The sequence below is a fragment of the Christiangramia crocea genome (assembly GCF_022410465.1).
In the GTDB taxonomy this organism is placed as follows: domain Bacteria; phylum Bacteroidota; class Bacteroidia; order Flavobacteriales; family Flavobacteriaceae; genus Christiangramia; species Christiangramia crocea.
In genome coordinates this window covers 68,925-93,741 of sequence record NZ_JAJSON010000025.1, presented here as the reverse complement: position 1 = coordinate 93,741, position 24,817 = coordinate 68,925, and the positions used below count along the sequence as shown (strand labels likewise).

Annotated in this window: 28 protein-coding genes; 15 read left to right on the top strand and 13 right to left on the bottom strand. The window is 39.6% G+C overall.

Translation table 11 applies throughout. From position 1 onward, the window contains the following. Positions 1-765: an SDR family oxidoreductase gene (locus LU635_RS12065; protein ID WP_240099575.1), complete on the top strand. Its 765-nt coding sequence runs from the start codon at positions 1-3 to the stop codon at positions 763-765. Continuing rightward, positions 765-1,526 (top strand): SDR family NAD(P)-dependent oxidoreductase, encoded by a 762-nt coding sequence (locus LU635_RS12060; RefSeq protein WP_240099573.1) that lies wholly within the window; start codon positions 765-767, stop codon positions 1,524-1,526. Before LU635_RS12065 ends, LU635_RS12060 begins: the two co-directional genes overlap by 1 nt. A 35-nt stretch (positions 1,527-1,561) precedes the next feature. On the opposite strand, the gene LU635_RS12055 is transcribed toward LU635_RS12060, so the two are convergent. Further along, positions 1,562-2,179 (bottom strand): SOS response-associated peptidase, encoded by a 618-nt coding sequence (locus LU635_RS12055; RefSeq protein ID WP_255749830.1) that lies wholly within the window; start codon positions 2,177-2,179, stop codon positions 1,562-1,564. A 103-nt stretch (positions 2,180-2,282) separates the two neighbouring features. On the opposite strand from LU635_RS12055, the gene LU635_RS12050 reads away from it, so the two are divergent. The 11 genes from LU635_RS12050 (at position 2,283) to LU635_RS12000 (ending at position 13,015) form a co-directional block, all read left to right on the top strand. After that, positions 2,283-2,771 (top strand): peptide-methionine (S)-S-oxide reductase, encoded by a 489-nt coding sequence (locus LU635_RS12050; RefSeq protein ID WP_240099568.1) that lies wholly within the window; start codon positions 2,283-2,285, stop codon positions 2,769-2,771. A gap of 160 nt (positions 2,772-2,931) precedes the next feature. After that, entirely contained in the window at positions 2,932-3,936 is a 1,005-nt protein-coding gene (locus tag LU635_RS12045) for an LLM class flavin-dependent oxidoreductase (RefSeq protein WP_240099566.1), read from the top strand. Positions 3,937-4,094: 158 nt separating this feature from the next. Further along, a complete protein-coding gene (locus LU635_RS12040) occupies positions 4,095-4,586 on the top strand; it encodes a MarR family winged helix-turn-helix transcriptional regulator (RefSeq protein WP_240099564.1) in 492 nt (163 codons plus the stop codon). A 12-nt stretch (positions 4,587-4,598) separates the two neighbouring features. Beyond that, positions 4,599-5,351, top strand: coding sequence for a hypothetical protein (locus tag LU635_RS12035; protein WP_240099562.1), 753 nt, complete (start codon positions 4,599-4,601; stop codon positions 5,349-5,351). Positions 5,352-5,879: 528 nt separating this feature from the next. Beyond that, on the top strand, positions 5,880-7,079 hold the full coding sequence (locus tag LU635_RS12030) for an acyl-CoA dehydrogenase family protein (RefSeq protein WP_240099560.1): 1,200 nt from the start codon (positions 5,880-5,882) through the stop codon (positions 7,077-7,079). Between the two features lie 92 nt (positions 7,080-7,171). Beyond that, complete coding sequence (locus LU635_RS12025) at positions 7,172-7,942, top strand: outer membrane lipoprotein-sorting protein (RefSeq protein WP_240099558.1); 771 nt, start codon at positions 7,172-7,174, stop codon at positions 7,940-7,942. Then, entirely contained in the window at positions 7,942-9,162 is a 1,221-nt protein-coding gene (locus LU635_RS12020; RefSeq protein WP_240099556.1) for an ABC transporter permease, read from the top strand. The genes LU635_RS12025 and LU635_RS12020 overlap by 1 nt, the downstream gene beginning before the upstream one ends. A gap of 2 nt (positions 9,163-9,164) precedes the next feature. Beyond that, on the top strand, positions 9,165-10,382 hold the full coding sequence (locus LU635_RS12015) for an ABC transporter permease (protein WP_240099553.1): 1,218 nt from the start codon (positions 9,165-9,167) through the stop codon (positions 10,380-10,382). 4 nt (positions 10,383-10,386) lie between these two features. Continuing rightward, entirely contained in the window at positions 10,387-11,085 is a 699-nt protein-coding gene (locus LU635_RS12010; protein WP_240099551.1) for an ABC transporter ATP-binding protein, read from the top strand. A 5-nt stretch (positions 11,086-11,090) separates the two neighbouring features. Then, entirely contained in the window at positions 11,091-12,239 is a 1,149-nt protein-coding gene (locus LU635_RS12005; RefSeq protein ID WP_240099549.1) for a hypothetical protein, read from the top strand. Between the two features lie 335 nt (positions 12,240-12,574). Beyond that, entirely contained in the window at positions 12,575-13,015 is a 441-nt protein-coding gene (locus tag LU635_RS12000) for a hypothetical protein (RefSeq protein WP_240099547.1), read from the top strand. Between the two features lie 157 nt (positions 13,016-13,172). Here the strand turns inward: LU635_RS12000 and LU635_RS11995 are convergent, their stop codons facing one another. Next, entirely contained in the window at positions 13,173-13,697 is a 525-nt protein-coding gene (locus tag LU635_RS11995; RefSeq protein WP_240099545.1) for a DUF4251 domain-containing protein, read from the bottom strand. A gap of 154 nt (positions 13,698-13,851) precedes the next feature. Next, positions 13,852-14,328, bottom strand: a complete 477-nt coding sequence (locus LU635_RS11990; protein WP_240099543.1) for a nucleoside deaminase — start codon at positions 14,326-14,328, stop codon at positions 13,852-13,854. A 191-nt stretch (positions 14,329-14,519) separates the two neighbouring features. On the opposite strand from LU635_RS11990, the gene LU635_RS11985 reads away from it, so the two are divergent. Then, on the top strand, positions 14,520-14,819 hold the full coding sequence (locus LU635_RS11985; protein ID WP_240099541.1) for an HPF/RaiA family ribosome-associated protein: 300 nt from the start codon (positions 14,520-14,522) through the stop codon (positions 14,817-14,819). 75 nt (positions 14,820-14,894) lie between these two features. Here the strand turns inward: LU635_RS11985 and LU635_RS11980 are convergent, their stop codons facing one another. After that, positions 14,895-16,883: an aconitate hydratase gene (locus LU635_RS11980; protein WP_240099539.1), complete on the bottom strand. Its 1,989-nt coding sequence runs from the start codon at positions 16,881-16,883 to the stop codon at positions 14,895-14,897. A 155-nt stretch (positions 16,884-17,038) separates the two neighbouring features. Here LU635_RS11980 and LU635_RS11975 point away from each other — a divergent pair, with 155 nt between their 5' ends. Further along, a complete protein-coding gene (locus LU635_RS11975; RefSeq protein ID WP_240099537.1) occupies positions 17,039-17,611 on the top strand; it encodes a hypothetical protein in 573 nt (190 codons plus the stop codon). Between the two features lie 112 nt (positions 17,612-17,723). Here the strand turns inward: LU635_RS11975 and LU635_RS11970 are convergent, their stop codons facing one another. The 9 genes from LU635_RS11970 to LU635_RS11930 all read right to left on the bottom strand — a co-directional run bounded on the left by LU635_RS11970 (position 17,724) and on the right by LU635_RS11930 (position 24,763). Next, positions 17,724-18,440 carry a hypothetical protein gene (locus LU635_RS11970; protein WP_240099534.1) on the bottom strand — a complete coding sequence of 239 codons (717 nt, stop codon included), beginning with the start codon at positions 18,438-18,440 and terminating at the stop codon, positions 17,724-17,726. Positions 18,441-18,522: 82 nt separating this feature from the next. Next, a complete protein-coding gene (locus LU635_RS11965; protein ID WP_240099532.1) occupies positions 18,523-19,083 on the bottom strand; it encodes a 4'-phosphopantetheinyl transferase family protein in 561 nt (186 codons plus the stop codon). Continuing rightward, positions 19,080-19,334: an acyl carrier protein gene (locus LU635_RS11960; RefSeq protein WP_240099530.1), complete on the bottom strand. Its 255-nt coding sequence runs from the start codon at positions 19,332-19,334 to the stop codon at positions 19,080-19,082. The genes LU635_RS11965 and LU635_RS11960 overlap by 4 nt, the downstream gene beginning before the upstream one ends. Before the next feature lie 9 nt (positions 19,335-19,343). Continuing rightward, entirely contained in the window at positions 19,344-20,618 is a 1,275-nt protein-coding gene (locus tag LU635_RS11955) for a beta-ketoacyl-[acyl-carrier-protein] synthase family protein (protein ID WP_240099528.1), read from the bottom strand. 4 nt (positions 20,619-20,622) lie between these two features. Next, positions 20,623-21,063, bottom strand: coding sequence for a 3-hydroxyacyl-ACP dehydratase FabZ family protein (locus tag LU635_RS11950; RefSeq protein ID WP_423738498.1), 441 nt, complete (start codon positions 21,061-21,063; stop codon positions 20,623-20,625). A gap of 11 nt (positions 21,064-21,074) precedes the next feature. After that, entirely contained in the window at positions 21,075-21,869 is a 795-nt protein-coding gene (locus LU635_RS11945) for an enoyl-ACP reductase FabI (RefSeq protein ID WP_240099523.1), read from the bottom strand. Continuing rightward, positions 21,863-22,915, bottom strand: a complete 1,053-nt coding sequence (locus LU635_RS11940) for a type III polyketide synthase (protein WP_240099521.1) — start codon at positions 22,913-22,915, stop codon at positions 21,863-21,865. Before LU635_RS11940 ends, LU635_RS11945 begins: the two co-directional genes overlap by 7 nt. Positions 22,916-22,929: 14 nt before the next feature. Then, the gene (locus tag LU635_RS11935) at positions 22,930-23,643 is read right to left on the bottom strand and encodes a methyltransferase domain-containing protein (RefSeq protein ID WP_240099519.1); all 714 of its coding nucleotides are present in this window, start codon (positions 23,641-23,643) and stop codon (positions 22,930-22,932) included. Then, positions 23,636-24,763 (bottom strand): NAD(P)/FAD-dependent oxidoreductase, encoded by a 1,128-nt coding sequence (locus LU635_RS11930; RefSeq protein ID WP_240099517.1) that lies wholly within the window; start codon positions 24,761-24,763, stop codon positions 23,636-23,638. Before LU635_RS11930 ends, LU635_RS11935 begins: the two co-directional genes overlap by 8 nt. Positions 24,764-24,817 lie beyond the last annotated feature (54 nt).

Sequence of the window (24,817 nt, the reverse complement as noted above, 5' to 3'; positions counted from 1 at the left end):
ATGGATTTTGGATTAAAGAATAAAACAGCCTTTGTTGGAGCATCCAGCCAGGGGCTGGGGAAAAGTGTGGCTATGGAACTGGCTCTTGAAGGCGCAAAAGTGATCATCAATGGTCGGGATAAAGAAACACTTGAAAAAACCAAAGATGAAATCGCTTCAGCCAGTAATACAGAAGTAATGGCAGTTGCCGGTGACCTTGCAAATGCGGAGGATAGAAAGCGAATTGTAGCTGAAGTATTGACCAAATTCGGTCATATTGATATACTTGTCACCAATACCGGCGGACCGCCTTCAGGTAAATTTGAAGATTTTGAGCAGGAAGACTGGGATAAAGCATATCAATTGCTGTTAGGTAGCGCGGTCTCTATCATTAGAAGTTTTATTCCCGGAATGAAAGAACAAAACTGGGGGCGCATCATCAGTATAACTTCCCAGGCGGTTAAACAGCCTGTAGAAAACCTTATTTTATCGAACTCAGTCAGGGCTTCCGTAGCCGGATTGATCAAAACGCTTGCAGCCGAAGTGGGTGAATATAATATAACTGTAAATAATGTGATGCCCGGTTATACCAACACGCAGCGCCTTAAAAACCTGATAGATAAAAATCCTGATATGGAAAATGAGAAAAAGGATATTCCTTTGCGTCGATTTGGTGAACCCGGGGAATTTGCTGCTGCGGTAACTTTTCTTGCCAGTGAAAGAGCCAGTTATATAACGGGAGTATCACTTGCTGTTGACGGCGGATGGATTAAAAATATTTTATAATGATAAAACTTGACCTCAAAGGAAAAAATATCCTGCTCACTGGAGCTTCAAAAGGAATAGGGATGGGGATAGCCGATTTTGTAATGGAAATGGGTGCTACCCTGGCTATCCACTATAATAGCCATAGATCTACTGCGCAGGAACTTGCGGAAAAATACGATACCGGTTCCAGAATTTTTCAGGCCGATCTTGAAAAGGAAAGTGATGTCTTCAGACTTTTTGAAGAAGTCACGGCAGAATTTGGAAAAATAGACGCAATTATTCTGAATGCCGGAGTTTTTCTGAAACATTCTACGTCACTTTCTACCGAAGAATGGCTGAAGACCTGGAGAAAAACCATTGATATCAACCTGAACTCGGTTGGACTCTTAACCAAACTGGGAATAGATCATTTTAAGGAAAATGACGGGGGTCGCTTTATTTACATTGGCAGCCGTGCTGTTTTTCGCGGTGAGACCGAAGAATACCTGGCTTATGCTGCTTCCAAGGGCGGTCTAACATCTTTGGCGAGATCGGTTGCGAGATCGTTTGGAAAGGATAATATAAAATCGTTTGTAGTTTCTCCTGGTTTTACTCGTACTGCGATGGCTGAACAGTTTATAGATCAGTATGGAGAGGAAAGGGTTTTAAAGGAAATCGCTTTAAACGAACTCACAAGGCCCAAGGATCTTGCACCATTGATCGGACTTATGTGCAGCGGACTCATGGACCACGCCACCGGTGCTACGATCGATGTTAATGCGGGGAGTCATATTAGGTAAAACCCTGTCATCCTTAACGCGTTTCAGGATCTCTATTATACCGGTTTAGCCTTTAATTCAACCTCATAAGGGAAAGCAAACTTTTCCAGATCTTCTCCGGCAAGCCAGGCAGCAGTATCCTGTTTTTTGAGCACAACAGGCATGCGTTTTTTGTTGTTATGGATCTCACTCATTAGTTCATTGGCTTCGGTGGTGAGAATAGAGTAGGAGTTCACAAGTTCATTGGTCTGCGGATTTTTCCACGATGAATAGATCCCGGCAAAGGAGAATATTTCCTGATCTACCGGTTGAATCAGGAATTTTTGCTTTTCCTTTCCTTTCGGGTCCAGCCATTGCCATTCATAATATCCATCTGCGATCACCAGGCAACGATTATTTACTGAATTCCGGAAAGCCGGTTTTTCACTGGCCGTTTCTATCTTGGAATTCAGGGTCATTTTTTTGATCTTATCATCCTTGGCCCAGAAAGGAATAAGGCCCCAGTGGAACATATCTATCTCTCCCGGGTTTTCATCTATGATCACCGGAGTCTCAGAAAAAGTAAAAGCATTGATCTCATCCTGAGGTTTGTATTTTTCTGGCTCTATAAAGCGGGCATCGAGGGATTGTTCCAGGGAGGAAAGTTTAGAATTCAATTTTGTTCGATAACACATTGGGAATGGCTTTGTTTAAAATTAATCAATTCTATAGTAATATCTAAGCAGGAATAGGCATTGCTTTGTTATTTTAGTAAAAGGATACCGTAATAAGAAGACATTGAAAGAATTACTGAAAATAGGTTTTGGAGGTGGATGCCACTGGTGTACCGAGGCTGTTTTTCAGGCTGTAAAAGGAGTAGGAGAGGTGAATCAGGGTTATATTTCCACTGCTCAGGAGAAGGAAATTTTTTATGAAGGAGTGCTGGTATATTATGATCCTGAGATCATTAGTCTGGAAAAACTTATAGAGCTGCATCTGCAAACGCATCAAAGTACTTCCAATCATTGTATGCGCTCAAAATACCTTTCTGCGGTCTATGTTTTTGAGAATATACAGCGCCTGAAAGTGAATTTTATTCTGAATGAATTACAAAATAATTTCACGGAAAAGATCATCACTAAAGCTTATGATTTTGGGAAATTCAAAGCCTCACGAAAAGAAATCAGGGATTATTATAAAACCGATCCTGAAAGGCCTTTTTGCCAGGTATATATCAAGCCGAAACTCGAAAAATTAAGAAAATATCATGCTTCCATTCTAAAATAGGAGCTGTTTTCCTGAAAGTGTGAAAATCGGCTTTTACTTATAATGCTTTTGGATATTGGCCTCCGCTAATTTTAAATATTATCTTTAAAAAATTAGATGAATAGGGTCTATAATCTTACTAGTTCTATTCGATTTAAATCCAAACTTTTCTACTAAATTTATGAAGAATCAACATACAACTTATTCCATATTAGACCTTGCTTTAGTTTCTGAAGGTCATTCTCTAAATCAAACTTATAATAATGTCCTTGACCTGGCTCAACATGCCGAAGCCTATGGTTATACACGCTATTGGCTGGCAGAACATCATAATGCACCAAATATTGGGAGCAGCGCCACCTCGATATTAATTGGCTACGTAGCCGAAGGCACAAACACCATTCGCGTAGGTTCCGGAGGTATTATGCTTCCAAATCACTCGCCATTAATTATTGCCGAACAGTTTGGTACTTTGGCATCCATATACCCAGACCGTATAGATCTGGGCCTGGGTAGGGCTCCAGGAACCGACAGAGAAACGGCACAGGCTATACGTTCTGATTTTATGCAAGCCGCACATTCTTTTCCCGCTGAACTGGAAAAGTTAGAGAAATACTTTTCTACAGAGAACGCAGGTTCTAAAGTACGTGCCACCGTAGCAGAAGGTGTTAAGGTCCCCATTTATATTTTAGGCTCCAGTACAGATAGTGCGCATTTGGCCGCTAAAAAAGGATTGCCTTATGCATTTGCAAGCCACTTCGCGACAACTCATTTATGGGAAGCCCTGGAAATATACCGTGAAGAGTTTCAACCTTCTGCACATCTAAAGAAACCCTATGTAATGGCCGGGGTGAATATAATTATTGCCGATACCGATGAAGAAGCCGAACGATTATCAACCTCCCTGATCAAAATGATCCTTGGGATCTTCACAGGCAAACGTGATTATGTGCAACCGCCAACGGCCATGACCAATGAGTTGATGGATATTATGAGACATCCTCAAATTCACCAAATGCTAAAGTTCTCTTTTATAGGTAGTAAGGCCAAAGTGAAAGCTCAGGTAAAAGAGTTTTTAGAGCAAACTAAGGCTGATGAACTTATTGCTGTTACCAATATCTATGATATCAAGGACAGGATAAGATCTTATGAATTATTTGGGGAAATCATGAGGGAATTAGATTAGTATTTATTTGAAGAACTATGGAAATTACAGCATTTGCTCAATAGCTGTGAGGCAGAAGAATAGTGTTTCAATTCAAGAAAATATTTATAAGTAAAAATAATTAGTTAACTATGTAGTTAACTAATTATTTTATTAAATTTGTATAATATAGTTTAAAAATGGAAAAAGACTTTATTAAAGAACTTGGTTACAGAGCCCTGGATAATAGGTTAAAACGTATAAGTGATAAAATGACGCATGACACGAGAAAATTCTTTAAGCAAATTAATATAGATGTAGAACCAAGCTGGCATTTGGTATTTAAATTATTGAGGGAAAATGAAAGCCTTACAATGGTTGAGATTGCAGAGCAGCTAGGCTATTCTCATCCATCAATGGTAGCGGTACTTAAAAAGATGAAGGCTAAAGGTTACATAAAGTCTGAAATAGATTCGGTTGATAAAAGAAAACAAAACATAAAATTAACCCGGAAAACCTATGATAAGCTACCGGAGTTAGAACAAATATGGGAGAGTTGCGAGAATGCTATTTATAAAATGCTAAATGAAGATCTTTCTATTATAAGGTATTTAGATGAAATCGAATCTTCATTAAAATACATTCCATTAAATGAGCGATTTTACAACGAATACCAAAAAACCATAAGTTGATAAAACAGAACTATGTTTAACTATAATGAAGTTGTTATGGATACCTCAAAAATTAATAAGCAAGGGATATCAAGAAGGGGAGTGGTTAAAACATTAGGATTAGGATTTAGTTTTGCTGCACTTCCTTCTTTTGTGACAGCCGGAATGACAGAGATTTCAATCGACGCTTTAGATCATGGGGAGCGTATTATTCCTGTGCAGGAAAAAGACATGATTGAAATGCAGAAATTTATTGAAGATTGTATTGCAGCTAACAAAGAATCAAATCCTCAGGAAGCTGTTAAAGAGGTGTTAGCTAAAGGGGTATCTGATCCCACAGCCATGTTAAAGGCAATTGGCGATCCTACCGAGGCCGGTTTAAAGGTTTTTCTTCGCTCAAAAGAACTAACCATATTCGCAGCAACATGGACCCCTCAAATGAACCTTATGCCGCACAATCATCTTATGTGGGCAAATATTGGTCTCTATACCGGACGGGAAGATAATATTCTTTGGAAAAGGACCAGTGATAGATTAGAAGCGAATGATGTACGATGTTTATTTGCCGGGGATGTTGCAGCCCTGGATAAAAATGCCATTCATTCCGTTACAAATCCGCTCCCAAGATTTACGGGCGGCCTGCACATATATGGTGGCGATTTCTTTGCTACCGAACGCAGTCAGTGGGATCCGGAGACTCTCGATGAAGAACCTTCTAACGGTGAAGTAATACGTGAAATTTTTAAAAAGGCGAATGAACAAATGCTGAGAATGAAAACCAACTAGCACTTTCCCCTCAGTTCTATTATTCAAAGTATATTCTCCCTTCTTATGTTATGGTTTGGCAAAAGCTTTTACCATCACATCAACACGAAACTTCTTTGATTTTTTTCTTCTCAAATTATCTTCAATGATTGTATTCAAAAAATAGGAGGGTAGCTAATAAGGATCGTAGTTGAGTAATAGCATCCAACCTGTTATCGCCTTAATTTCCAAAATATAGGCCATTTCTTTTAATAATAAGGTAAGTTAAGTTTGAACTTATTAAAACCTGACTATTCCTGAAATTGACTTTGAACATTATGATTTTCATAATGCCAATCATGACCGTGTCTGGGCAACTAGAGCTCTCTGCAAAAGATATTGTAAAGAAGGCAGAAGAGGATGTGCGTGGTAAAACCTCACAGGTAGATGCATCAAGATCATAAGACCAATCTGGAGCCGGGAAATGCATATGAATCCATCCTATTTATAGTTACCTTTAGTAATCCAGTAGGTTTTTAAAAAATTTAATAATTCAAATGTTCAGGCCGTATGTTACAAAATGTATTAATAGAACGTGAAATATACTCATCAGAAGAACATAAAATGATGCAAAAGATGATCCAGGACTTCATAAACAATGAAATGCTGGATCAAATGGAAGAATGGGAAAAGAATGGAATAGTGAGCAGGGAGATCTGGGAACGTGCCGGAGAATTGGGTTTATTATGTATTGATATGCCAGAGGCCTATGGTGGCAGTGGTTTTGATTTCAGCTTTAGCGCTTTATTCATTGAAGAGCTGGCTAAAAAGGGAGTTACCGGGCCAGGTTTTTCACTACATTCAGATGTTGTTGCTCCATATATTTTGAAATATGGTACTGATGCTCAAAAGCAAAAGTATCTACCTGCCATGGCTACTGGAAAGATGATCACTTCCCTTGGTATGACTGAGCCTAACTGTGGTAGTGATCTTCAGGCGATCACAACAACCGCGGTAGACCAGGGAGATCATTATCTGGTAAATGGACAGAAAACCTTCATCACAAATGGATGTATGTGCGATATGTCTTTAGTAGCAGTCAAAACCGGGAAAGGAACAAAGAAGGAAGGCCTTTCATTATTAATTATAGAAAGTGATTCCGAAGGTTTTAAAAAGGGAAAACCTCTCAAAAAAATAGGGATGAAAGCCCAGGATACCTGTGAATTATTTTTCGATAATGTTAAGGTCCCCAAAGAGAATTTATTAGGAGAAGAAGGGTCAGGTTTTAAAATTATGATAACCGAACTGGCCAGAGAACGTTTAATAGTTGCGCTAAATGCTATTGGCGGTGCAGAGGGAGCTATAGGAAATACAATTGAATACACATCTACAAGAACCGCTTTTAAGCAACCCGTTGCTGCATTCCAGAACACACAATTTAAACTTGCCGAATGCGCTACACAATTACAGGTTCACCAGGCTTTTTTAGATCGCTGTACCTTATTATTATCAAAACATGAACTAACTGCTGAAAGTGCTTCCATGGCGAAATATTCAGCAACAGAAATGCACAATAAAGTAGTTGATGAATGCCTGCAGTTATTTGGAGGATATGGCTATATGTGGGATTATCCAATTGCACGCATGTATGCAGATAATAGAGTTGCCAGAATTTATGCCGGAACCAATGAAATAATGAAATTATTGATCGCTCGCGGTTTGTTTAAGGAATTGTTCGAACAAATGAAGACTGCCAGAAAAAATAAATGAAAATGAATTATATTGATTATCAAATAACTACAGTCATTTTTGGATGACAATCATCATTCTTTTTAAGAATAAGGTAAGTTAACTTTGACTATATGAAAACCTCACTATTCCTAAAATTGATCCCGGGCATTATGGTTTTCATAGTGCCATTCATGACCGTATCCGGTCAACAAGAGCTATCTGCAAAAGACATTGTCAAGAAGGCAGATGAGAATATGCGTGGTAAAACCTCACAGGCAGATATCACCATTAAGATCATAAGACCAACCTGGAGCCGGGAAATGCACATGAAAGCCTGGAGCAAGGGAGATGAATACTCCATGATTTTAGTTACAAGTCCCGCGAAAGAAAAAGGAACCGTTTTTTTGAAGCGAATTAAAGAAGTCTGGAACTGGATCCCGTCTATAGAGCGCAATATCAAATTGCCGCCATCCATGATGTCTCAAAGCTGGATGGGAACCGACTTTACTAATGATGATCTGGTAAGGGAAGCATCTTCGGTATCAGATTATGATCATACCCTGCTGGGAAAAGAAACTATTTCAGGTAAAGAATGCTATAAAATTCAAATGATCCCTAAACCTTCAGCAGCCATTGTATGGGAAAAAGTAATTGTCTGGATAGATACGGTTGATTTTTTACAGTTAAAAGCTGAATTCTACGATGAGGACGGGGAACTGGTAAATATCATGAAGTCCAGTGACATCAAAGAAATGGGAGGAAGAAAAATAACTTCAAAAATAGAAATGTTCCCGGTTGATAAGGAAGGAAACAGTACAGTGATCATTTACAATGATATTGTTTTTGATGAGCCTATTAAAGATGATTTCTTCACCACAAGAAATATGAAACAATTAAAGTGATGTTATTAAAACTAGCCTGGTTAAATATCTGGCGTAATAAACGCAGAACGATCATCACCGCGACCTCTGTATTTTTCGCGGTGTTGCTAGCCATTACTTTTAAGTCCTTAACCGATGGTGTTTATGATAATATGATCCATAATGTGGTGAGTTATTCAACCGGTTACCTGCAGATCCAACAGACAGGCTATTGGGATGAGCAATCTATTGATAACACATTTGAGGAGGATGAAAATTTGTATAAGGAGTTACTTAAAAACCCGAATGTGGAAAATATTATCCCCCGTTTACAAAGTTTTGCCCTGGCATCTTATACAGATAAGACAATGGGCGTTCTTGTTTTAGGAATAGACCCGGACAAAGAAAAAGCGGTTAATAATCTTCACGAAAAGATCAGTGAGGGCGAATTCATAGAAGACTCTAATGAAAATGCGGTTGTTTTGGGGGAAGGTTTGGCCTCTAAGCTCAAATTAGGAGTAAACGATACCCTGGTGCTTTTGGGCCAGGGTTATCATGCAAGCAGTGCCGCAGCGAAGTACAGGGTGAAAGGCCTGGTGAAATTAGGAGCTATAGATCTTAATAACAGCGTGGTGTATATTCCAATCAGGCAGGCACAATATATGTATGGGGCAGAAGATCGCTTATCATCGGTGTCTATCATGCCTAATAAAACAACAGATCTGCAAGGCATGAAAAGATCTATACAGGAAACAATAGATCCGGAGAAATATGAGGTAATGACCTGGAAAGAAATGCTGTCTGAACTTGACCAGTTTATAGAAGCCGATAAAACAGGACATTTTATCATTATCGCTGTCCTGTATATTATTATCTCCTTCGGGTTATTTGGAACCTTGCTAATGATGCTTTTTGAAAGAAAACACGAACTGGGAATCCTTATTGCCATTGGAATGAAAAAGCATTTACTGGCCATAATCCTTTTACTGGAATCTGTAATGATCTCTTTGATCGGATGCTTTGCCGGCATTATTGGAGGAATTCTGGTCGTGAAATGGTTCACCATATATCCAATTCGTTTAACCGGTGAAATAGAGCAGGTATATGAGGATTATGGCATTGAATCCATTCTATACTTTTCCAGTGAGGAGAAGATTTTTATTGTTCAGACTTTAATTGTTTTGGTCTTATCTATCCTGTTGGCTTTTTATCCGGGCTATAAAGTGATGAGATTAAAACCTGTTGAAGCCATAAATAGTTAGTCATGTTGTTTCAGATTGCCTGGCGGAATATATGGAGGAATACCTCCAGAAGCTTAGTGGTGGTAAGCTCAATCATTATTGGAATATGGGCAGGAATATTTATTCTGTCTTTTTCCTGGGGCATGTATAAGAACAATATAAACGAATCTGTTTATAGGCAATTATCCCATATTCAAATACACAATCCGGACTTTAAGCAGGAAAATGATCCTAAATTCACGATACCGAAATCTGATTCGATCCTGGAACAATTAGAGTCTGATAACCGAATTGTATCAGTAAGTTCCCGGGTTATTGCAACCGGGATGATTACATCTACTACTACTGCCAGTGGTGTGACCATTTACGGGATCAATCCGGTTTCAGAAACTAACCAGATAGGATTAGACCAGAACCTTATTGAAGGCTTATATTTTGGATCTGGTAAGAACAATGAGATCCTTATTGGCCAGAAACTGGCTGAAAAACATAAGCTGAAACTTAAAAGCAAAGTGGTGTTAACCTTTACCGATGTGAACTCTGAAATCGTTTCAGCAGCTTTCAGGGTTGGAGGGATCTACAGATCCAAGAACATTTCTTTAGATGAAGTGAATGTGTATGTGAAAAAGGAACATTTACGGCAGTTACTGGATTTAAAACTTTCCGAAACCAATGAAATAGCCATTTTGATAAAGGATGAAGAACAACTGGACAGCATTACAAATTATAGCAAAACGCTTGTTCCTAATGCGAAGGTTGAAGACTGGAGGCAGCTTGCTCCTGAACTGGACCTTATTATAGAATCCTTCAACCTGTATACCTATATCATTAGCGGGCTCATTTTACTGGCTTTAACCTTTGGTATAGTAAACACGATGTTAATGTCTGTTTTAGAGCGGATTAGAGAATTAGGAATGTTGATGGCAATTGGCTTAAACAAGCGGAAGATATTTTTCATGATCATGCTGGAAACCATTTATTTAACACTGATGGGTTGTCCAATTGGTCTGCTCATGGGCTGGTTAACAGTGATCATATTAGGAAGAACTGGAATAGATATGTCTATGTTTTCTGAAGGCCTGGCATCTTATGGTTTCAGTTCAATGATCTATCCGGCCTTAGACCAGGAAAAATATATGATCATCGTGACCATGTGCCTTATCACGGCCATATTATCGGCAATTTATCCTGCCTATAAAGCCCTGCAATTAAATCCTTCTGAAGCAATACGTAAAATTTAAAGTGATGGCAAAGACAATTATAGACGCGCATAATGTGACTAAAACATACAACCCGGAGAAAGTACCGGTTTACGCGGTTCAGGATGTACACGTACATATAGAGGAGGGGGAGTTTGTCGCCCTGGTTGGCCCTTCAGGATCAGGTAAATCTACATTACTTAATATGATGGGTGGCCTGGATGAACCCACGAAAGGAAGTGTAATCATAGACGATGTTGAATTAACCGAGCTTTCAGAAAACAAATTAATAGACTTCAGACTGCACAATATTGGTTTTGTATTCCAGGCCTTTAATCTGATCCCGGTGCTTACTGCAAAAGAAAATGTGGGTTTTGTATTGCAATTGCAGCATATGCCCAAAAAGGAGCGCGAAAAAAGGGTATTAAACTTACTGGAAGAAGTAGATCTTGAAGATAAGATAGATAGTAAGCCAGGCGAACTTTCCGGCGGACAGCAACAACGTGTGGCGGTTGCCAGGGCATTGGCCTCAAAACCAAAAATTATACTGGCAGATGAACCTACGGCGAATTTAGACTCAAAATCAGCTGCTAATTTGCTGGACATTATGGCCAAACTGAACAAAGAAGAGAATATTACTTTTTTGTTTTCCACTCATGACCAGAGAGTGATAAAAAAGGCGAGACGTGTAATAACACTGGTTGATGGTAAGGTAGATTCAGATGTACAACAAACGCCCACCTGATCGTCATGAAAAGGTTATTACTAGCATATCTGTTATTATTCACCTTAACTACAATATATGCCCAGGAAAAGGAGGAAAAGCTATTTCTCACCGGTTATATTAAGAATCTAAATGAATTTAGTTTTGTGGACAGGCTGGAACAGTTGCAGTGGACAACGCTTTTACACAATAGATTGAATTTCAAATATATCCCTTCAAATATACTCACAGCAAGGTTAGAAGTCAGGAACAGAGTCTTTTACGGTGACAATATTCAAAATATACCCGGTTTTTCCGGATACATTTCGCAGGACAATGGCATTGCAGATCTTTCCTGGAATATAATTGACAACAGAGACCTTCTTTTTAATTCTACCATAGACAGGGCTTTAATTAATTACACCAAAGGGGACTGGGATATTACCATAGGTAGACAGCGTGTTAACTGGGGAATGAACCTGATCTGGAATCCCAATGATATCTTTAATACCTATAATTTTATAGATTTTGATTATGAGGAACGGCCTGGCAGTGATGCCATAAGAGTTCAATATTATACAGGAGACTTTAGCAAGATTGAAGTTGCAGCTAAAAAAGGGAAAAGTTCCGATGATAAAATAATAGCGGCAATGTATAAGTTTAATAAGGCTTCTTATGATATACAGCTGATCACGGGCGTTTACAAGAATGACTGGGTTATTGGAGCAGGTTGGGCCGGAAACTTAAAAGAAGCCGGTTTTAAAGGAGAGATCTCATATTTTGTTCCTTATGAGACTTATATAGACTCAGAAAATATGTTGAGCAGCTCGGTATCTGTCGATTATGGTTTTAAAGAAGGATTGTACATATACGGTTCGGTACTGTATAACAGTAGTGCCGAAAGTTCGTCTGGCAACGTAGAAAATTTGTTATACACTAATTTAAGCACGAAAAATCTAATGCCGTTTAAATATTCAGGTTTTCTGCAACTGGCTAATGAATTCACGCCAATTTTCAGATGGGCATTTAGCAGCATTTACTCACCAACCAGGCATTCAGTAATTATTATCCCAAGCCTGGATTATTCAGTCGCCACGAACTGGGATCTTAATTTTACAGGGCAATCATTCTTTGAATTTGAAGATTATCAGACTTTAGGAAATATTCTCTTTGTAAGACTGCGCTGGAGTTTTTGAAATTTCCATTACCAGCTGTTACAGTAAAGGCTCACTATATAAACATAAATACGCCATATCTGCATCTATGTAAGATACAACCGGAAAATGTCCTATTTACTATTTCACCAATATACCTTATTGAACTATAATTTATATTATGTAAAATAGAATATTTAATGAGCCCTATACCATTCCCATTTCTGTAGTTTAAATACACACTATTAATTAGCATACAATATTCCACTATCCCGCTGTCAATTCTGAAACTATACTGATTGCAGGTAATTAGAACCGAAAAGACATAATATTCTAAATATAAACCACTTAGGCTTATTTTTTGAACCTGTAAACTTATGAGGGGCAATATAAAAAAGTCTGTTGTGGATATTGTAAGCCGTAAGCAGATCAAAGAGGTTCATAAATTAGGCTACGGTAATTTTTTCTTCCTGGAAGGTGTTATAGTTGCAGAAGTTAATGAAGGAATCACCTATGACTGGCCTAAAGGAAAGAACATCATTGATCTGGCATTGAATTACTATGGCTCCTGCTCAAGTGTACATTATATCTCCAACCGGATAAATGATTACTCCGTTCGCCCCCAGGACTGGACAAAATTCAATACCTATCAGAAGCATTTAAAGACTTACTCTATCGTAACCTACGGAAAGTCAGGCTTCACAAATCTTATTTTTGAGAGAATGTTCTTCCCTTATCAGATCCATCATTTTTATAATCTTGAAATGGCTCTGGAGTTTGTGGATGAATATGATAATACATCATTTCAGATTGGTTAAACCAATGTTAGAATTTCGTTATTTTCCTTCATCATAATATATAATCAGACTAAAAAGCTTTTTTTATAAGCCTTCCAGGATCTATCATTTTTCAAGCCTGCCTGAAGCGCTGAAGTTTATTGAAAATATGGAAAACGGTGAAAATTAAAATGAATCTCTATTCTTCTTCAGGCCTCTTTAAATTTCCCTGATATGAGATCGTAGACCTCTGGGATGTATTAACCGAAGTGAACGTGCTCCCGTTTGCAAATAATTTGATATGGAATTCAAGGTTCTCCCCTTCCTGGTCGCCTTCAAAATCCAAGGCTATATTCTTTTTTTCGGGATTTTCGGTTATACTAAGGTTTTCAGCCAGGCCTTCATATTTGATACCTCCGTTTCTCCCGTATCCTCCACCGGTATAGCGCACACCAAAATAAGGAAGGAATACTTCCACACTATCGCCGCTAAACCTGATTAAATTAGGATTTCCAATAAGGTTTATATTTCCCCCGCCTAAAGGATTTGCCCAGTCGTTTTCTATTTGAAAATCCTGGGAAGATACCACATCCTGAAGCTGCTCATAGTTTTGTACCGGTCCGGATAATCCTGCTCCTCCGCAAGCTGTAAAAGCCATTATAATTGCCGTTGAAAATATTAGGATGGAAACAGCCTTAATCCTGTTAACTGCTATAGACCACATAACTAAAATTTAAATTAAACAAGTATTAATTTACGATATTTAAATTATGTATTATTAAATAAATTTTTTTATCCCGGGCTCCTCTCTGGAATATTTAATTAAAAAGTCCGGGAACAATTATACGCCCCGGACTTTTCTCAATATTTTTTAAATTTTAAACGTGCAGTTCTTCTTTTTCAGCCATTTCCCAAACCGCTATAGCCTCTTCCCTGCAAATCTGTATCATCTTGAATTCTTCATGTCTTTTATCAGAATCTGAGTTATGATACAAATTGCTGTAGTTGAAACCAAATGCCCTGGCGTCATAAGCTGATGCTCCGTAATAGATATAATCAAAGTCGGCCCAGTATGCCGCTCCAAGGCACATCAAACAGGGTTCGCAACTAGTATATAATACACAACCTTTCAGGTTGTTTGTTTTCAGTTTGCTACAGGCACGTTGTATGGCTCTCATTTCGGCATGTTCTGTACAGTCTCCCTTACACAACACCTCGTTTCGGGATTCGGCTACAATTTCATCGCCTTTAGTAATAACGGCTCCAAAAGGACCTCCATTATCCATATCCCTTCCTTCCCGGGCTAGTTGAATAGCCCTCCTCATCATTTTCCTCTGTAAATCCTTTAATTCCATAACAATTTAAAAGTACGGCTTAATATATAGGTTATCGAGTTTTTCACAGTATTTGCCGTGAGATTAAGGACATTTTAAGGTTCTTTTGATCAATTCTAAAGAGACTGCTAAATCTTTGCCAAATCTAGCCTAATATGCTTGGTAAGCCCTTTGGAATTGGGTTTCTTTAAAGAAATATTAAACCAAAACATATGGAAGCTATTTTTGAATTTGTCAATATCGATAAAAACTCAAATCTTGAATCTTTTACACAAAAAAAACTCAATAAAATAGAGAATAAATATGATTGGATCGTAAGGGCAAATGTCTATTTCAAAAGGGATGAAAACCAGAAACCAAATGGATATATTACAGAAATCAGATTAAGCGCTCCCGGACCGGAGATTTTTGCCCAGTCTAATGAGAACTCTTTTGAGGCTTCAATTGCCGAAACAGTACGAGACCTGGAAAGGCAATGCAGCAAACGTAAGGCTAAAATGAGCACGCACTAATATTTTGCCCTTAGTAGCGATAAAAAGAAACCCTTTCAGTATTTGAAAGGGTTTCTTTTTTTCTAATCTCATGTTTTATTTGGCTTTAAGGTCTTCTTCTTCAAGTCTTTCCTTGAATTCATTTATTATACCTCCTTTAAGCAGGACATCAATCTGGCGGTCACTCATGCTATGTTTGGTCTCTATCTGGGTCTTCTCACCGCTCTCTTTTCTGATAATCACACTTATATTGTTCCGATTCCTGACATCTTCCCGTAAGTTTCGGAAATATACGAGGTCTCCCTGCTCTATTTTATCGTAGTCTTCAATATCTATAAACTCAAGTGGAAGAATCCCGAAATTTACCAGGTTTTGCCATGCGATCCTTGCATACGAATTCGCAATTACGGCCACCTGTCCCAGGTATTTAGGTGCAATAGCGGCATGTTCCCTACTGGATCCCTGGGCATAATTATCTTTAGCCACTACTATATGTCCTCCGTGTTCTGTCTTTGCCTGCATGGCCCTGTCATAAAAGCTTTCATCAATTACCGTATAGGAGAATTTGCTTATTTCAGGCAGGTTACTTCTAAACGGTAGAACTTCGGCGCCTGCCTTCAGGATTTCATCTGTTGAGATATTATCACCCATTTTCAGCAGTACGGGAACCGAATATTTCTCCTGCATTGGTTCTATATAAGGCAGGGATTTGATATTAGGCCCTTTCTTCAATTCTATCTTGGTTCCGTCTTCTGGCGGAGCCACCAGCATCTCGGTATTGATGATCTCAATTTCGGGATGTTTGAACTGAGGGTATTTCATATCATATAATTTCTCCAGATCACGCGGATCGGTGATCTTTCCGGTAAGCGCAGAAGCCGCAGCCGTTTCCGGACTACATAAATACACCTGATCATCTTTGGTTCCTGATCTGTCCGGGAAATTTCGCGGCATAGTCCTTAAACTGATGGTTCCTGAAGCAGGAGCCTGTCCCATTCCAATACATCCCATGCAACCCGACTGGTGAAACCTGGCGCCAGCTTTGATAAGGTTTGCAAATGCCCTGTTTTCTATCATGTTCTGGATCATTTGCCTGGAAGTGGGATTAATATCAAAAGACACATCGTTATTTACCGATTTCCCTTCCACTATTGCACCTGCTATCCAGAAGTCCCTTAAGCCGGGGTTCGCTGAAGAACCAATCACCACCTGACTTATTTCCTTGCCTTCCACCTCCCTTACAGGGACCACATTTCCGGGACTGGTAGGCAGGGCTATCAAAGGAACAAGTTCATCAAGGATTATTTCATCATTAAAATCATATTCGCAGCCTTCATCAGCTTTTAGTTCTACCCAGTCATCTTCACGTTGCTGGGATTTCAGGAATCTCTTTGTTTCTTCATCACTCGGAAATACCGTGGTAGTAGCTCCAAGTTCCGCCCCCATGTTAGCGATGACATGACGGTCCATGGCACTAAGCTGTTTAAGGCCGTCACCATAATATTCTATTACCTTCCCTACTCCGCCCTTAACATCGTATCTTCTTAGCATTTCCAGGATCACATCTTTCGCACTAACCCAGTCCGGAAGTTTACCGGTGAGCTTCACTCCCATCACTTTCGGCATTTTCACAAAATAGGGCTGTCCCGCAATGGCAGAGGCCACATCCAGGCCTCCGGTGCCTATAGCCAGCATTCCCAAAGATCCTGCAGCCGGTGTATGGCTGTCAGAACCTACCATGGTCTTTCCGGGTTTTCCAAAACGCTGCATATGAACGGGATGACTTACACCATTCCCGGGGCGGCTATACCATAATCCAAAACGTTCTGCAGCCGAATGCAGGAATAAATGGTCATCGGCATTCTTAAAGTCGGTTTGTAAAAGGTTATGGTCTACATACTGAACTGCCACTTCGGTCTGGGCCTTTTTCAATCCCATTGCTTCCAGTTCAAGTTGTACTAAAGTTCCTGTAGCATCCTGCAGTAAGGCCTGGTCTATCTTGATACCAATTTCTTTTCCAGGTTCCATTTCACCTTTGAGAAGGTGTTCTTTAATAAGCTTTTGCGTGACATTAAATTTAGACATAGTTGGAAATTTTAAACTTTAAATTACCATCTTTCTCACAAAATCCACGGCTCTTTAACAGAAACTTAGCCTTCAATTCAGAAAATTCAGGCAGAGAAAAACAATAAAAAGATTAATTTTCAAATTCTTATATTCTGATCAAACAACTATAGAAAATGAATGCGATAGTTAAAAGGGCGATTGTAGGCGGAGTTGTTTCCACTGTAGTCATGGCGACAGGAACATTTATCCTGGGACAGGTTTCTGGTTATAAGGCTCTGGAACTTCTTAAGAATTCTATGTCTGGTATCAATATGTTGTGTAACACCGTTATTTTAGGGTCCACAACCATTCTTGCCCTTATGCTTACTTTATTAGGATTAAGCCGCTCTTCAGAATCAAAGCTTACAGACCGCCATTACCGGGATGTTCTTATGATCGCCAAATCTGATACTATCCTGATTGTTATAGCTGTGATCACTTTTCTTATGCTCAATCTCCCTATTAGCGAATCCCAGGAAGTGGGCCAGGCATGGTACCAGACTATTTACTACGTGAGTCTGGGAATGGCTTCCCTGCTTGGGGGTGGTTTTATAGCAGTGGTAATGATGCTTTATGGAACCGTTGCAAATGTTATCCTGATAGTTGGCCTGAATGTTAAGGATCATCCGCTGGTCTCTGATGAGGATGCCGAAGAAGCCGAAAAACGGGAGCAGCAGGAAAAAGAAAATGTGAATTCTAAAAAATAAAAAAGGGCGTTTAAAAGTTATAAAGCTGGCGGATTTGCTGAATTCAAGGCAATCATGGCCAGCTTTATATCTTTCGAAACAACCCTTTCGGAAATTTCATACTTTAACCGGATTAGCTTCTACCCAGTTTATTTATTATATCTATTTGTTGCCCTTCCTCAAGATTGAATCCGGGTTTACCTTTTCTTGGAAAAAGATAGGTAAATGGGGTATCAAAGGCCGCCCAGCTTTCCGCCAGTCCGTAATCATTATTTTCATTCTTTTTTTCAGGCCGTATAAATGTGTTTAATTCTGAATCATAGTCGGAGCCAACAGCATCTTCACCGGGAAATAGCATTCCATCGTTAAGATCAGAGTATATAACTACCGAAGCGCCTTCATTTCCGGGAAGATCAAAGATGTTAATATCAAAGCTATCCAGTACCTTATCCTTTCCGGTTATATCTTTTGTCTTAAAATCATCTTTAAAATTATTTCGCGGGTGGGCATAGATTGGTGCACCACCGGCATCTTCAGAGATTGTTTTAAGATCTGCATAAGCCGATTTTAGAATGGCATCACAGGTAATTAAGATACCTTTTATTATGTAGCCTTCCTCCAATAGTTTTTTAACTGCATTTTTTGAAGATTTTTCAACTACATCTATCAGGATCATATCCCTTCGGTTAAGATGCCTGATCGCATAACCCTGGTTAAAAACGCCATTTTCCTTCTCGCCTTTAATGATAAAAGTATCCGGGATAAGTTTCAGGAATTTCCCGGTTTCACCTTTCTCAATAAACTCAGCCGACTGGCTGTGAAGCACCTCCATTTTATCTACTGTCTTCATATATAATTGATTTTTAAATGTACTTTGAAGATACAAAACAAGGGTGGAGAGGTCAAACCAGTTTTTAAATGTTTAACTGCTTTTAGCAGTTAATTAACGGAATAGCCAAAGCTGTAAAATTACCGTGATGACTCAAGGAAAATGGCAATTTTTTAGTTGAATTATGAAAGCTTAAAGAAGGGATTCCCTCGCTATCTTTTTCAATATGAAGGGCTGTTCCATGCAGATTAACCACTGCTCCTATCTCTTCTAATAAATGCTCTTTGTTCATACCTGGTTTAACGAATACCTTCTGAAAAACCGCTTCCCTGCAGGTATAACTATGAATGTATTGTGACTTAACTTCCGATACGATGGAATAAATATGCCTGTCGCAAAGAACCGTGGCTGACCTTTCTGATAGGTTTAATGCACAGCTGAAAGACAAAGGATTCAAAGCTCTTGATAACCCGAAATTTCTTTGATGGGCCTTATAGGCCGCTTCTTTCATAGACCACATAAGCCATAGAATCATTTCCCCGTCTTCAGAATTTTCAATGAAACTTCTCTCCTTTTTACTGAAAACCTTATCCATAAACCGGGAATTTTCAGATTTCCTTTCTGGCAGGGAAACTTTCAGGTCTATGATATCATTTCCAATCATCTTCCTGATATTTTTCTCTGAATGATAGACTTTGCATCTCCTACAGTGAGCATTCCTTCCATGGAATCGTTATCTATCTCAATATCGAATTCATCTTCAACATCCAGCACAACATCAACAAGGTTGGCCGAATTGATCTGTAGATCCTTCAGAAAATCGGTTTCCTCCTGAAAGTTTTTAAGGCCTTCCATCCGTTGAACATAAGGTTCTACGATTTTCTTCAATCTGTCTATGATATCTTTTTCGCTCATAGTGAATATTTAAGGGGTATATTTTTTAAAAATAGCAACAGCATTTACATCACCAAAACCAAAACTTGCCTTTGCCAGTATATTTATCTCCGTATCGATCTTTTTCTTGGGAATTCTATCTTCGCTAATAAGCTCCTGTATTTCAGGATGAACCTCTTCACAATTGATATTGGGAAACAGAAAGCCCTTTTCCATCTGAAGAACTGAGGCTACACATTCAATAGAGCCTGAAGCACTAAGGCAGTGCCCTGTCATTCCTTTAAGGGAATTTATAAAAGGAAATTCATTCCCCCGTCTTCCGAGAGCCCTGGTCCAGTTCAATATTTCTGTAGAATCCCTGTTTGTGGCGGTTAAATGTCCATTTATAACATCAATCTCTCCCGCAGAAATTCCGGAGTTTTTCAAAGCCCGCGTGATGCATCTTTCTACGGCTTCATTACTGGCAGCAGTCATGCTTCCATCTCCCCTCTGGCCTCCGCTATTTATTTCACCACCCAGCACTTCGGCATAGATCTTCGCTCCCCTTCCAACAGCTGAGTCAAGATCTTCCAATAGCAGAGCCCCTGCACCACTGCCCGGAACAAAACCTGTGGCTGAGGCACTCAACGGTCTTGAAGCTTCTTCTGGCTTCTCATTATATTTACCGGGAAGTATTCTCATCGCATCAAAACCACCCCAGACATAGGGTCCATGATCACCACAACTGCCAACGAGCATTCGTTCTGCCTGGCCGGACCTTATTCTTTCAAATCCCATTAGTAAAGCCTCAGTTCCTGTGGTGCAGGCTGACGAATTGGTGGTCACCTGATTTCCGCAGCCGAGGATTCCACCCAGATAAGCGCTTATTCCACTGGCCATGGTCTGTATCACACTTGTACTTCCCAACCTGCGGGTTTTTCCCTGATCTATAAGCTGAATAGCCTCGCGGAATTTATCCGTTCCCAGGATTCCCGTACCAAAGATGATCCCAGAATCCCAATCTGCAGGAGCATTTTCATCAATTTCAAGCCCGGCATCTTGCCAGGCATCGGTACCTGAGATAACTCCATATATAATTCCGCTGCTATTGAGTCCTTTTAGCTGCAGTGGAGTAAAATATTTTTTTAGAAGGTCTTCAGGGATTTGGGGCTTCCCTCCTATCTGGCAGGTAAAATTGAGTTGTTTAAGTTCAGGAAAAAACCGGATACCACTTTCGCCATTTCTCAGGGCTTGTTCAAAATTCAGCAAACCCACTGCGTTTGGCGCGGCAACTCCCATTCCTGTAATCACAACCCTACTACTCATATTTCTATTTAGTTAGCATCATTCCTGCAATAGTACCTTTACAGATCAGTTCTCCCTTGCTGCTGAACATCTCCACTTTGCATTTAAGTTTATTGAATCTAAAGTATATTTTTTCTGAAATCACCTTTACGGTTTCACCCGGGTACACAGGTTTGAAATACTCTACTTCTGATGATGACAGGGCTATCTTTGGGTTTTCAGAATCACTATCACTTTTCTTGAGAAGAAATATCCCAAGACATACAACACCTATCTGCGCCATACATTCGGTTAAAATTACGCCCGGGGTTATTGGACTATCCTTAAAATGGCCTTTATAAAATTCCTGCCCGGCAGAAAAAGTATATTCACCTGTGACTGAATTCTCATCTATTTCAAGAATTTCATCTACAAATAAAAAAGGCTGTGAATAGGGTAATTGAGAGATAATAGATTTTTGATCCACCGGTTTCAGCATTACATAAGGTGTTCACCTCCATTAACCGGAATGATCGTACCCGTGATCCAACTCGCTTCGTCCTTGCTTAAAAGATATACGACATTGGCGACATCATCCGGGACGGTGAGCCTTCTAAATGGATTATGTTTTAAGGCATGTACACGTAAGGTCTCATTTCCAGGAATCATCTGGAAAGATCGGGTTACCGTAATCCCGGCCTGGATGCAATTGGCCCTTATTCCATGCCTGGCAAACTCCAGAGCCATACTTCGGGTTAAAGCTTCCAGGGTTACCTTGGCAGCAGAAACGGCTGCGTAATTCTTCCAGGCTTTTTTATTTCCATCACTAGTAAATGAAATAATCCTGGCGTCTTTAGTAAAAAGCTTGTTCCTGAAAACTGCCTGCGTCCAGTCGTATAAACTCAGGGCCATGGCATCAATAGTAATTTGTAGATCTATATTTTCAAGGATCTGGTCGTCCCCGATCATTGGCTTAAGGTTTCCTTTGGCTATACTATGCAGGAGGGTCCTGATTTTTCCTTTTTCACCAAGGACATCTTTGATCTTTTCAATGAGCTCTTCCCTGCTTTCCTTTTTTACAGCATCGGCATTGAAACTTTCAAACTTCACTCCCGATGCTCTTATTTCATCAAAGGCATCCTCAATATCTGGTATTTCGGAACGCCTGTCCCGATGAACAATTATAATATTCATGCCATGTTTTGCCAGTTTCTTTGCGCTGGCATAACCCAGGCCGCTACTACCTCCAAGGATAAGCGCCCAGTAATCCTGATCTTTGAACTCTGCTACCATTCTAATAAAATTCTTTGTGCCGAAAATCCGGGTCCGAAACTAAGCATGATCCCCTGATCTCCCTGAGGGATATCTTTATTGAGAAAACGCTCAAGAACATAAAGTACCGTTGCACTGCTCATATTACCGTATAAGCGCAAAACTTCCCGGGTATCGTCTATATTCTTTCCTAAGTTACCAAAAAGATCAGAAACCGTCTGAACAATTTTACGTCCTCCCGGATGAAATACTAAATGATCCACCTTTTCGATTGAAGTCCCGTATTTTTCCAGGAACGGATGAATGATCTCGGGGAAATGCTCTGAAATAGTCTCCGGGACGGCCGGGTCCAGGATCATTTGAAGACCATTATTCGTAAGATCAAATCCCATCAAATGGGTTGAATTGTAAAAATGATACATCTCCTCTCCCAGGATTCTGGGACCTGTAATATTTTCTTCTGAAGATAGCAGAACGCAGGCGGCACCATCACCAAAGATCGCTGCGCTAACCATATTTGCCATACTGAAATCTTCAAGCTGGAAAGTTGCGGTAGGGCTTTCCACAGCAACCACAGCCGCCCTTTTTCCCGGGTTGGCCTTTAGAAAATTATAAGCATAAATCATCCCTGAAATCCCGGCGGCACATCCCATTTCGGTTACCGGAAGCCTCGTGATATCCCGTTTAAGTCCAAGTTCATTGATAAGATAGGCATCCAGTGAAGGTATCATAATCCCGGTACAACTAACCGTAATGATAAAATCCAGCGATCCGGCTGACCATCCCGAATTTCCCAGGGCCTTTGTCAGGACATTTTTTCCGAGTTTCTTTACTTCCCTTACGTAAATATTATTTTTCTCTTCAAATGAGGTGGCCGTGAATACATCTTCAGGTGACATGATCGAATAGCGCTTATCTACTCCGGCTCCTTCAAAGATCTTCAATACCTTTCTTCTGAATCTTTCTTCCTGCCCTCCAAGCCAGTTATCAACCAGAGGAAGGATATCTGCAGTATTCCGGGAATATTCCGGCAATTCATTTTCTACCCTTGCAATTTTTACGCCCATAAAAGTTAGTATAGTTATTTACTGAGGATCCATTGATATCTAAATGCCCACTTCCATTGTATATGATGTTCAGCAGCTGGAATATGACTGGAAAATTCCTCAATATCTTCCTTTTTAAAACCTCTTAGGATAGATACCAGCCCATCCTTCCTGGCGATCTCATTATTTACAAAAAACCAACAGAATGCCTGAAATAAGAAATAAGCCATTTTACTCCGGTGAAGATCATTTATAACCACTCCTATCCCGGCCTGAATATTTAACTGCTTAACCAAATCAATGATCTGTTCATTCCTGAAATGATGAAGGGTTAAGGTACATAAAATGATATCGAATTTCATTTCCCGGAATTCATTACTGAAGATATTAAGATTCAGAAAATCTGTTTCCGGATATTCCAGGGAAAGTTCTTCTGCGATCTGTATTGCATGCAGATTTGCATCTATCCCGGTAAATTGAAAATAGTACCCCCTCTTCTTTCCCCAGGCGGCAATGCTGCGTATCATGGCTCCATTCCCGCATCCAATATCAGCTATCCTGATAATCTTGTTTTTTGAGAAACCTTCCAGCAAAGTTTTTATTCCATCCCTGGTGATCGCGTTCCCACCCAACAGAAAATTGATATTCTCCAGATCTTTAAGAGTTTTCCTAAGTTGAGATCCGCTAAGTTCAAAATCGTCCATGATCTCGCGTTCTGCCGTTCTGGTGGACGTATTTAGCTTAAACATAGATAGGCTTTCCATGGGTTTTCCTTATGATATGTGGCATAACCGCCGGAAAATTCATTACAATTCCCTGAGTGATTTCAGAAAGGGGTTTATTCAAAAGGATCTTTTGCAAAAGTCTACCGGCCTTTATCCTCGATTTAAACTCACGATTCCAGTTATTCTGATAATTCGTTTCCACATTATACCGGCTTAAATTCCTGTTTTCATAGAACTGAATGATATTTTCAGAAGCCAGTTTGGCACTATGAATGGCCATTGCCATCCCGTTACCACATAAAGGATGTATCAATCCGGCAGCATCCCCAAGCATTAATATATGGTCTTCTAAAAGATCCTTTTTATCAAAGGAAACCTGTGCAATACTAAGCTCCTTTTCAAACAAAATTTCAGAATTTAAAAAAAAGTCGCGTAATAACGGGTTCTTCATCAACACCTGCTCCTTATATTCTTCTGTGTTCCTGTACGGCTTGAAACTTTTATAAGTAGCCAGATAACATGCATTTACACTCCCGTTTTCGGTTTTTGAAAGTCCGCAATAACCTCCATTGAAATTATGCAGGGATACAAGGTCTTCAGGGAAACTGTCTTTTTTATAATGGGCCTTAACCGCCAGCCAGCCAGATAGCCGGTCAAAAAACTTCCTGTTTAGTTTTTTATCCAGATTTGATCTTTTTCCGTAGGCTCCCAAAACAAAATCAGATCTCAATTCTTTTCCCCCTGATAGCTTCACAAGAAATTCGTTATTTTCAAATCTTATTTCAGTAACAAGATCATGGATTATTTTAGATCGTGGGGAAATGCTTTGACGAAAAAAGTAATTATCCAGAGCGTACCGACTAATACCCAGGCCTCCCAATTCAAGATCGCAGTGGGTTGTTCTTCCTGCCGGGGAAGAATATTCCAGTCGGTTAATTTCAGCCGGGTTAAGAGCATTCAGGTCAAGCCCAAGCATATTCAGATAAGGGATCACCTCTTTTGATAAATATTCACCACAAACTTTATGATGTGGATATCCTTCCTTCTCTATCAGGATCACTTCAATATTCTTATGTGACAAATGAATCGCGGCAGTGAGTCCTGCCAGTCCTCCTCCAATAATTATGACGTGAGTGTTTTTCACTGTTTTAATTTAAATATAAAGAATAAAAAATCCCGGAAGTAATCCGGGATTTTT

What these genes read in the sequence shown, in the direction of transcription:
- LU635_RS12040 (WP_240099564.1), top strand. Translation starts at nt 4,095, where the DNA reads ATGGAAAAAGACTTTATTAAAGAACTTGGTTACAGAGCCCTGGATAAT.
- LU635_RS11980 (WP_240099539.1), bottom strand. Translation starts at nt 16,883, where the DNA reads ATGTCTAAATTTAATGTCACGCAAAAGCTTATTAAAGAACACCTTCTC.
- LU635_RS11975 (WP_240099537.1), top strand. Translation starts at nt 17,039, where the DNA reads ATGAATGCGATAGTTAAAAGGGCGATTGTAGGCGGAGTTGTTTCCACT.
- LU635_RS11935 (WP_240099519.1), bottom strand. Translation starts at nt 23,643, where the DNA reads ATGTTTAAGCTAAATACGTCCACCAGAACGGCAGAACGCGAGATCATG.
- LU635_RS11995 (WP_240099545.1), bottom strand. Translation starts at nt 13,697, where the DNA reads ATGTGGTCTATAGCAGTTAACAGGATTAAGGCTGTTTCCATCCTAATA.
- LU635_RS11990 (WP_240099543.1), bottom strand. Translation starts at nt 14,328, where the DNA reads ATGGAATTAAAGGATTTACAGAGGAAAATGATGAGGAGGGCTATTCAA.
- LU635_RS12035 (WP_240099562.1), top strand. Translation starts at nt 4,599, where the DNA reads ATGTTTAACTATAATGAAGTTGTTATGGATACCTCAAAAATTAATAAG.
- LU635_RS11940 (WP_240099521.1), bottom strand. Translation starts at nt 22,915, where the DNA reads ATGGGCGTAAAAATTGCAAGGGTAGAAAATGAATTGCCGGAATATTCC.
- LU635_RS11960 (WP_240099530.1), bottom strand. Translation starts at nt 19,334, where the DNA reads ATGAGCGAAAAAGATATCATAGACAGATTGAAGAAAATCGTAGAACCT.
- LU635_RS11955 (WP_240099528.1), bottom strand. Translation starts at nt 20,618, where the DNA reads ATGAGTAGTAGGGTTGTGATTACAGGAATGGGAGTTGCCGCGCCAAAC.
- LU635_RS11970 (WP_240099534.1), bottom strand. Translation starts at nt 18,440, where the DNA reads ATGAAGACAGTAGATAAAATGGAGGTGCTTCACAGCCAGTCGGCTGAG.
- LU635_RS12020 (WP_240099556.1), top strand. Translation starts at nt 7,942, where the DNA reads ATGTTATTAAAACTAGCCTGGTTAAATATCTGGCGTAATAAACGCAGA.
- LU635_RS12065 (WP_240099575.1), top strand. Translation starts at nt 1, where the DNA reads ATGGATTTTGGATTAAAGAATAAAACAGCCTTTGTTGGAGCATCCAGC.
- LU635_RS12015 (WP_240099553.1), top strand. Translation starts at nt 9,165, where the DNA reads ATGTTGTTTCAGATTGCCTGGCGGAATATATGGAGGAATACCTCCAGA.
- LU635_RS12060 (WP_240099573.1), top strand. Translation starts at nt 765, where the DNA reads ATGATAAAACTTGACCTCAAAGGAAAAAATATCCTGCTCACTGGAGCT.
- LU635_RS12000 (WP_240099547.1), top strand. Translation starts at nt 12,575, where the DNA reads ATGAGGGGCAATATAAAAAAGTCTGTTGTGGATATTGTAAGCCGTAAG.
- LU635_RS12030 (WP_240099560.1), top strand. Translation starts at nt 5,880, where the DNA reads ATGTTACAAAATGTATTAATAGAACGTGAAATATACTCATCAGAAGAA.
- LU635_RS12025 (WP_240099558.1), top strand. Translation starts at nt 7,172, where the DNA reads ATGAAAACCTCACTATTCCTAAAATTGATCCCGGGCATTATGGTTTTC.
- LU635_RS12005 (WP_240099549.1), top strand. Translation starts at nt 11,091, where the DNA reads ATGAAAAGGTTATTACTAGCATATCTGTTATTATTCACCTTAACTACA.
- LU635_RS12055 (WP_255749830.1), bottom strand. Translation starts at nt 2,179, where the DNA reads ATGTGTTATCGAACAAAATTGAATTCTAAACTTTCCTCCCTGGAACAA.
- LU635_RS11945 (WP_240099523.1), bottom strand. Translation starts at nt 21,869, where the DNA reads ATGGTAGCAGAGTTCAAAGATCAGGATTACTGGGCGCTTATCCTTGGA.
- LU635_RS12010 (WP_240099551.1), top strand. Translation starts at nt 10,387, where the DNA reads ATGGCAAAGACAATTATAGACGCGCATAATGTGACTAAAACATACAAC.
- LU635_RS11965 (WP_240099532.1), bottom strand. Translation starts at nt 19,083, where the DNA reads ATGATTGGAAATGATATCATAGACCTGAAAGTTTCCCTGCCAGAAAGG.
- LU635_RS11985 (WP_240099541.1), top strand. Translation starts at nt 14,520, where the DNA reads ATGGAAGCTATTTTTGAATTTGTCAATATCGATAAAAACTCAAATCTT.
- LU635_RS12045 (WP_240099566.1), top strand. Translation starts at nt 2,932, where the DNA reads ATGAAGAATCAACATACAACTTATTCCATATTAGACCTTGCTTTAGTT.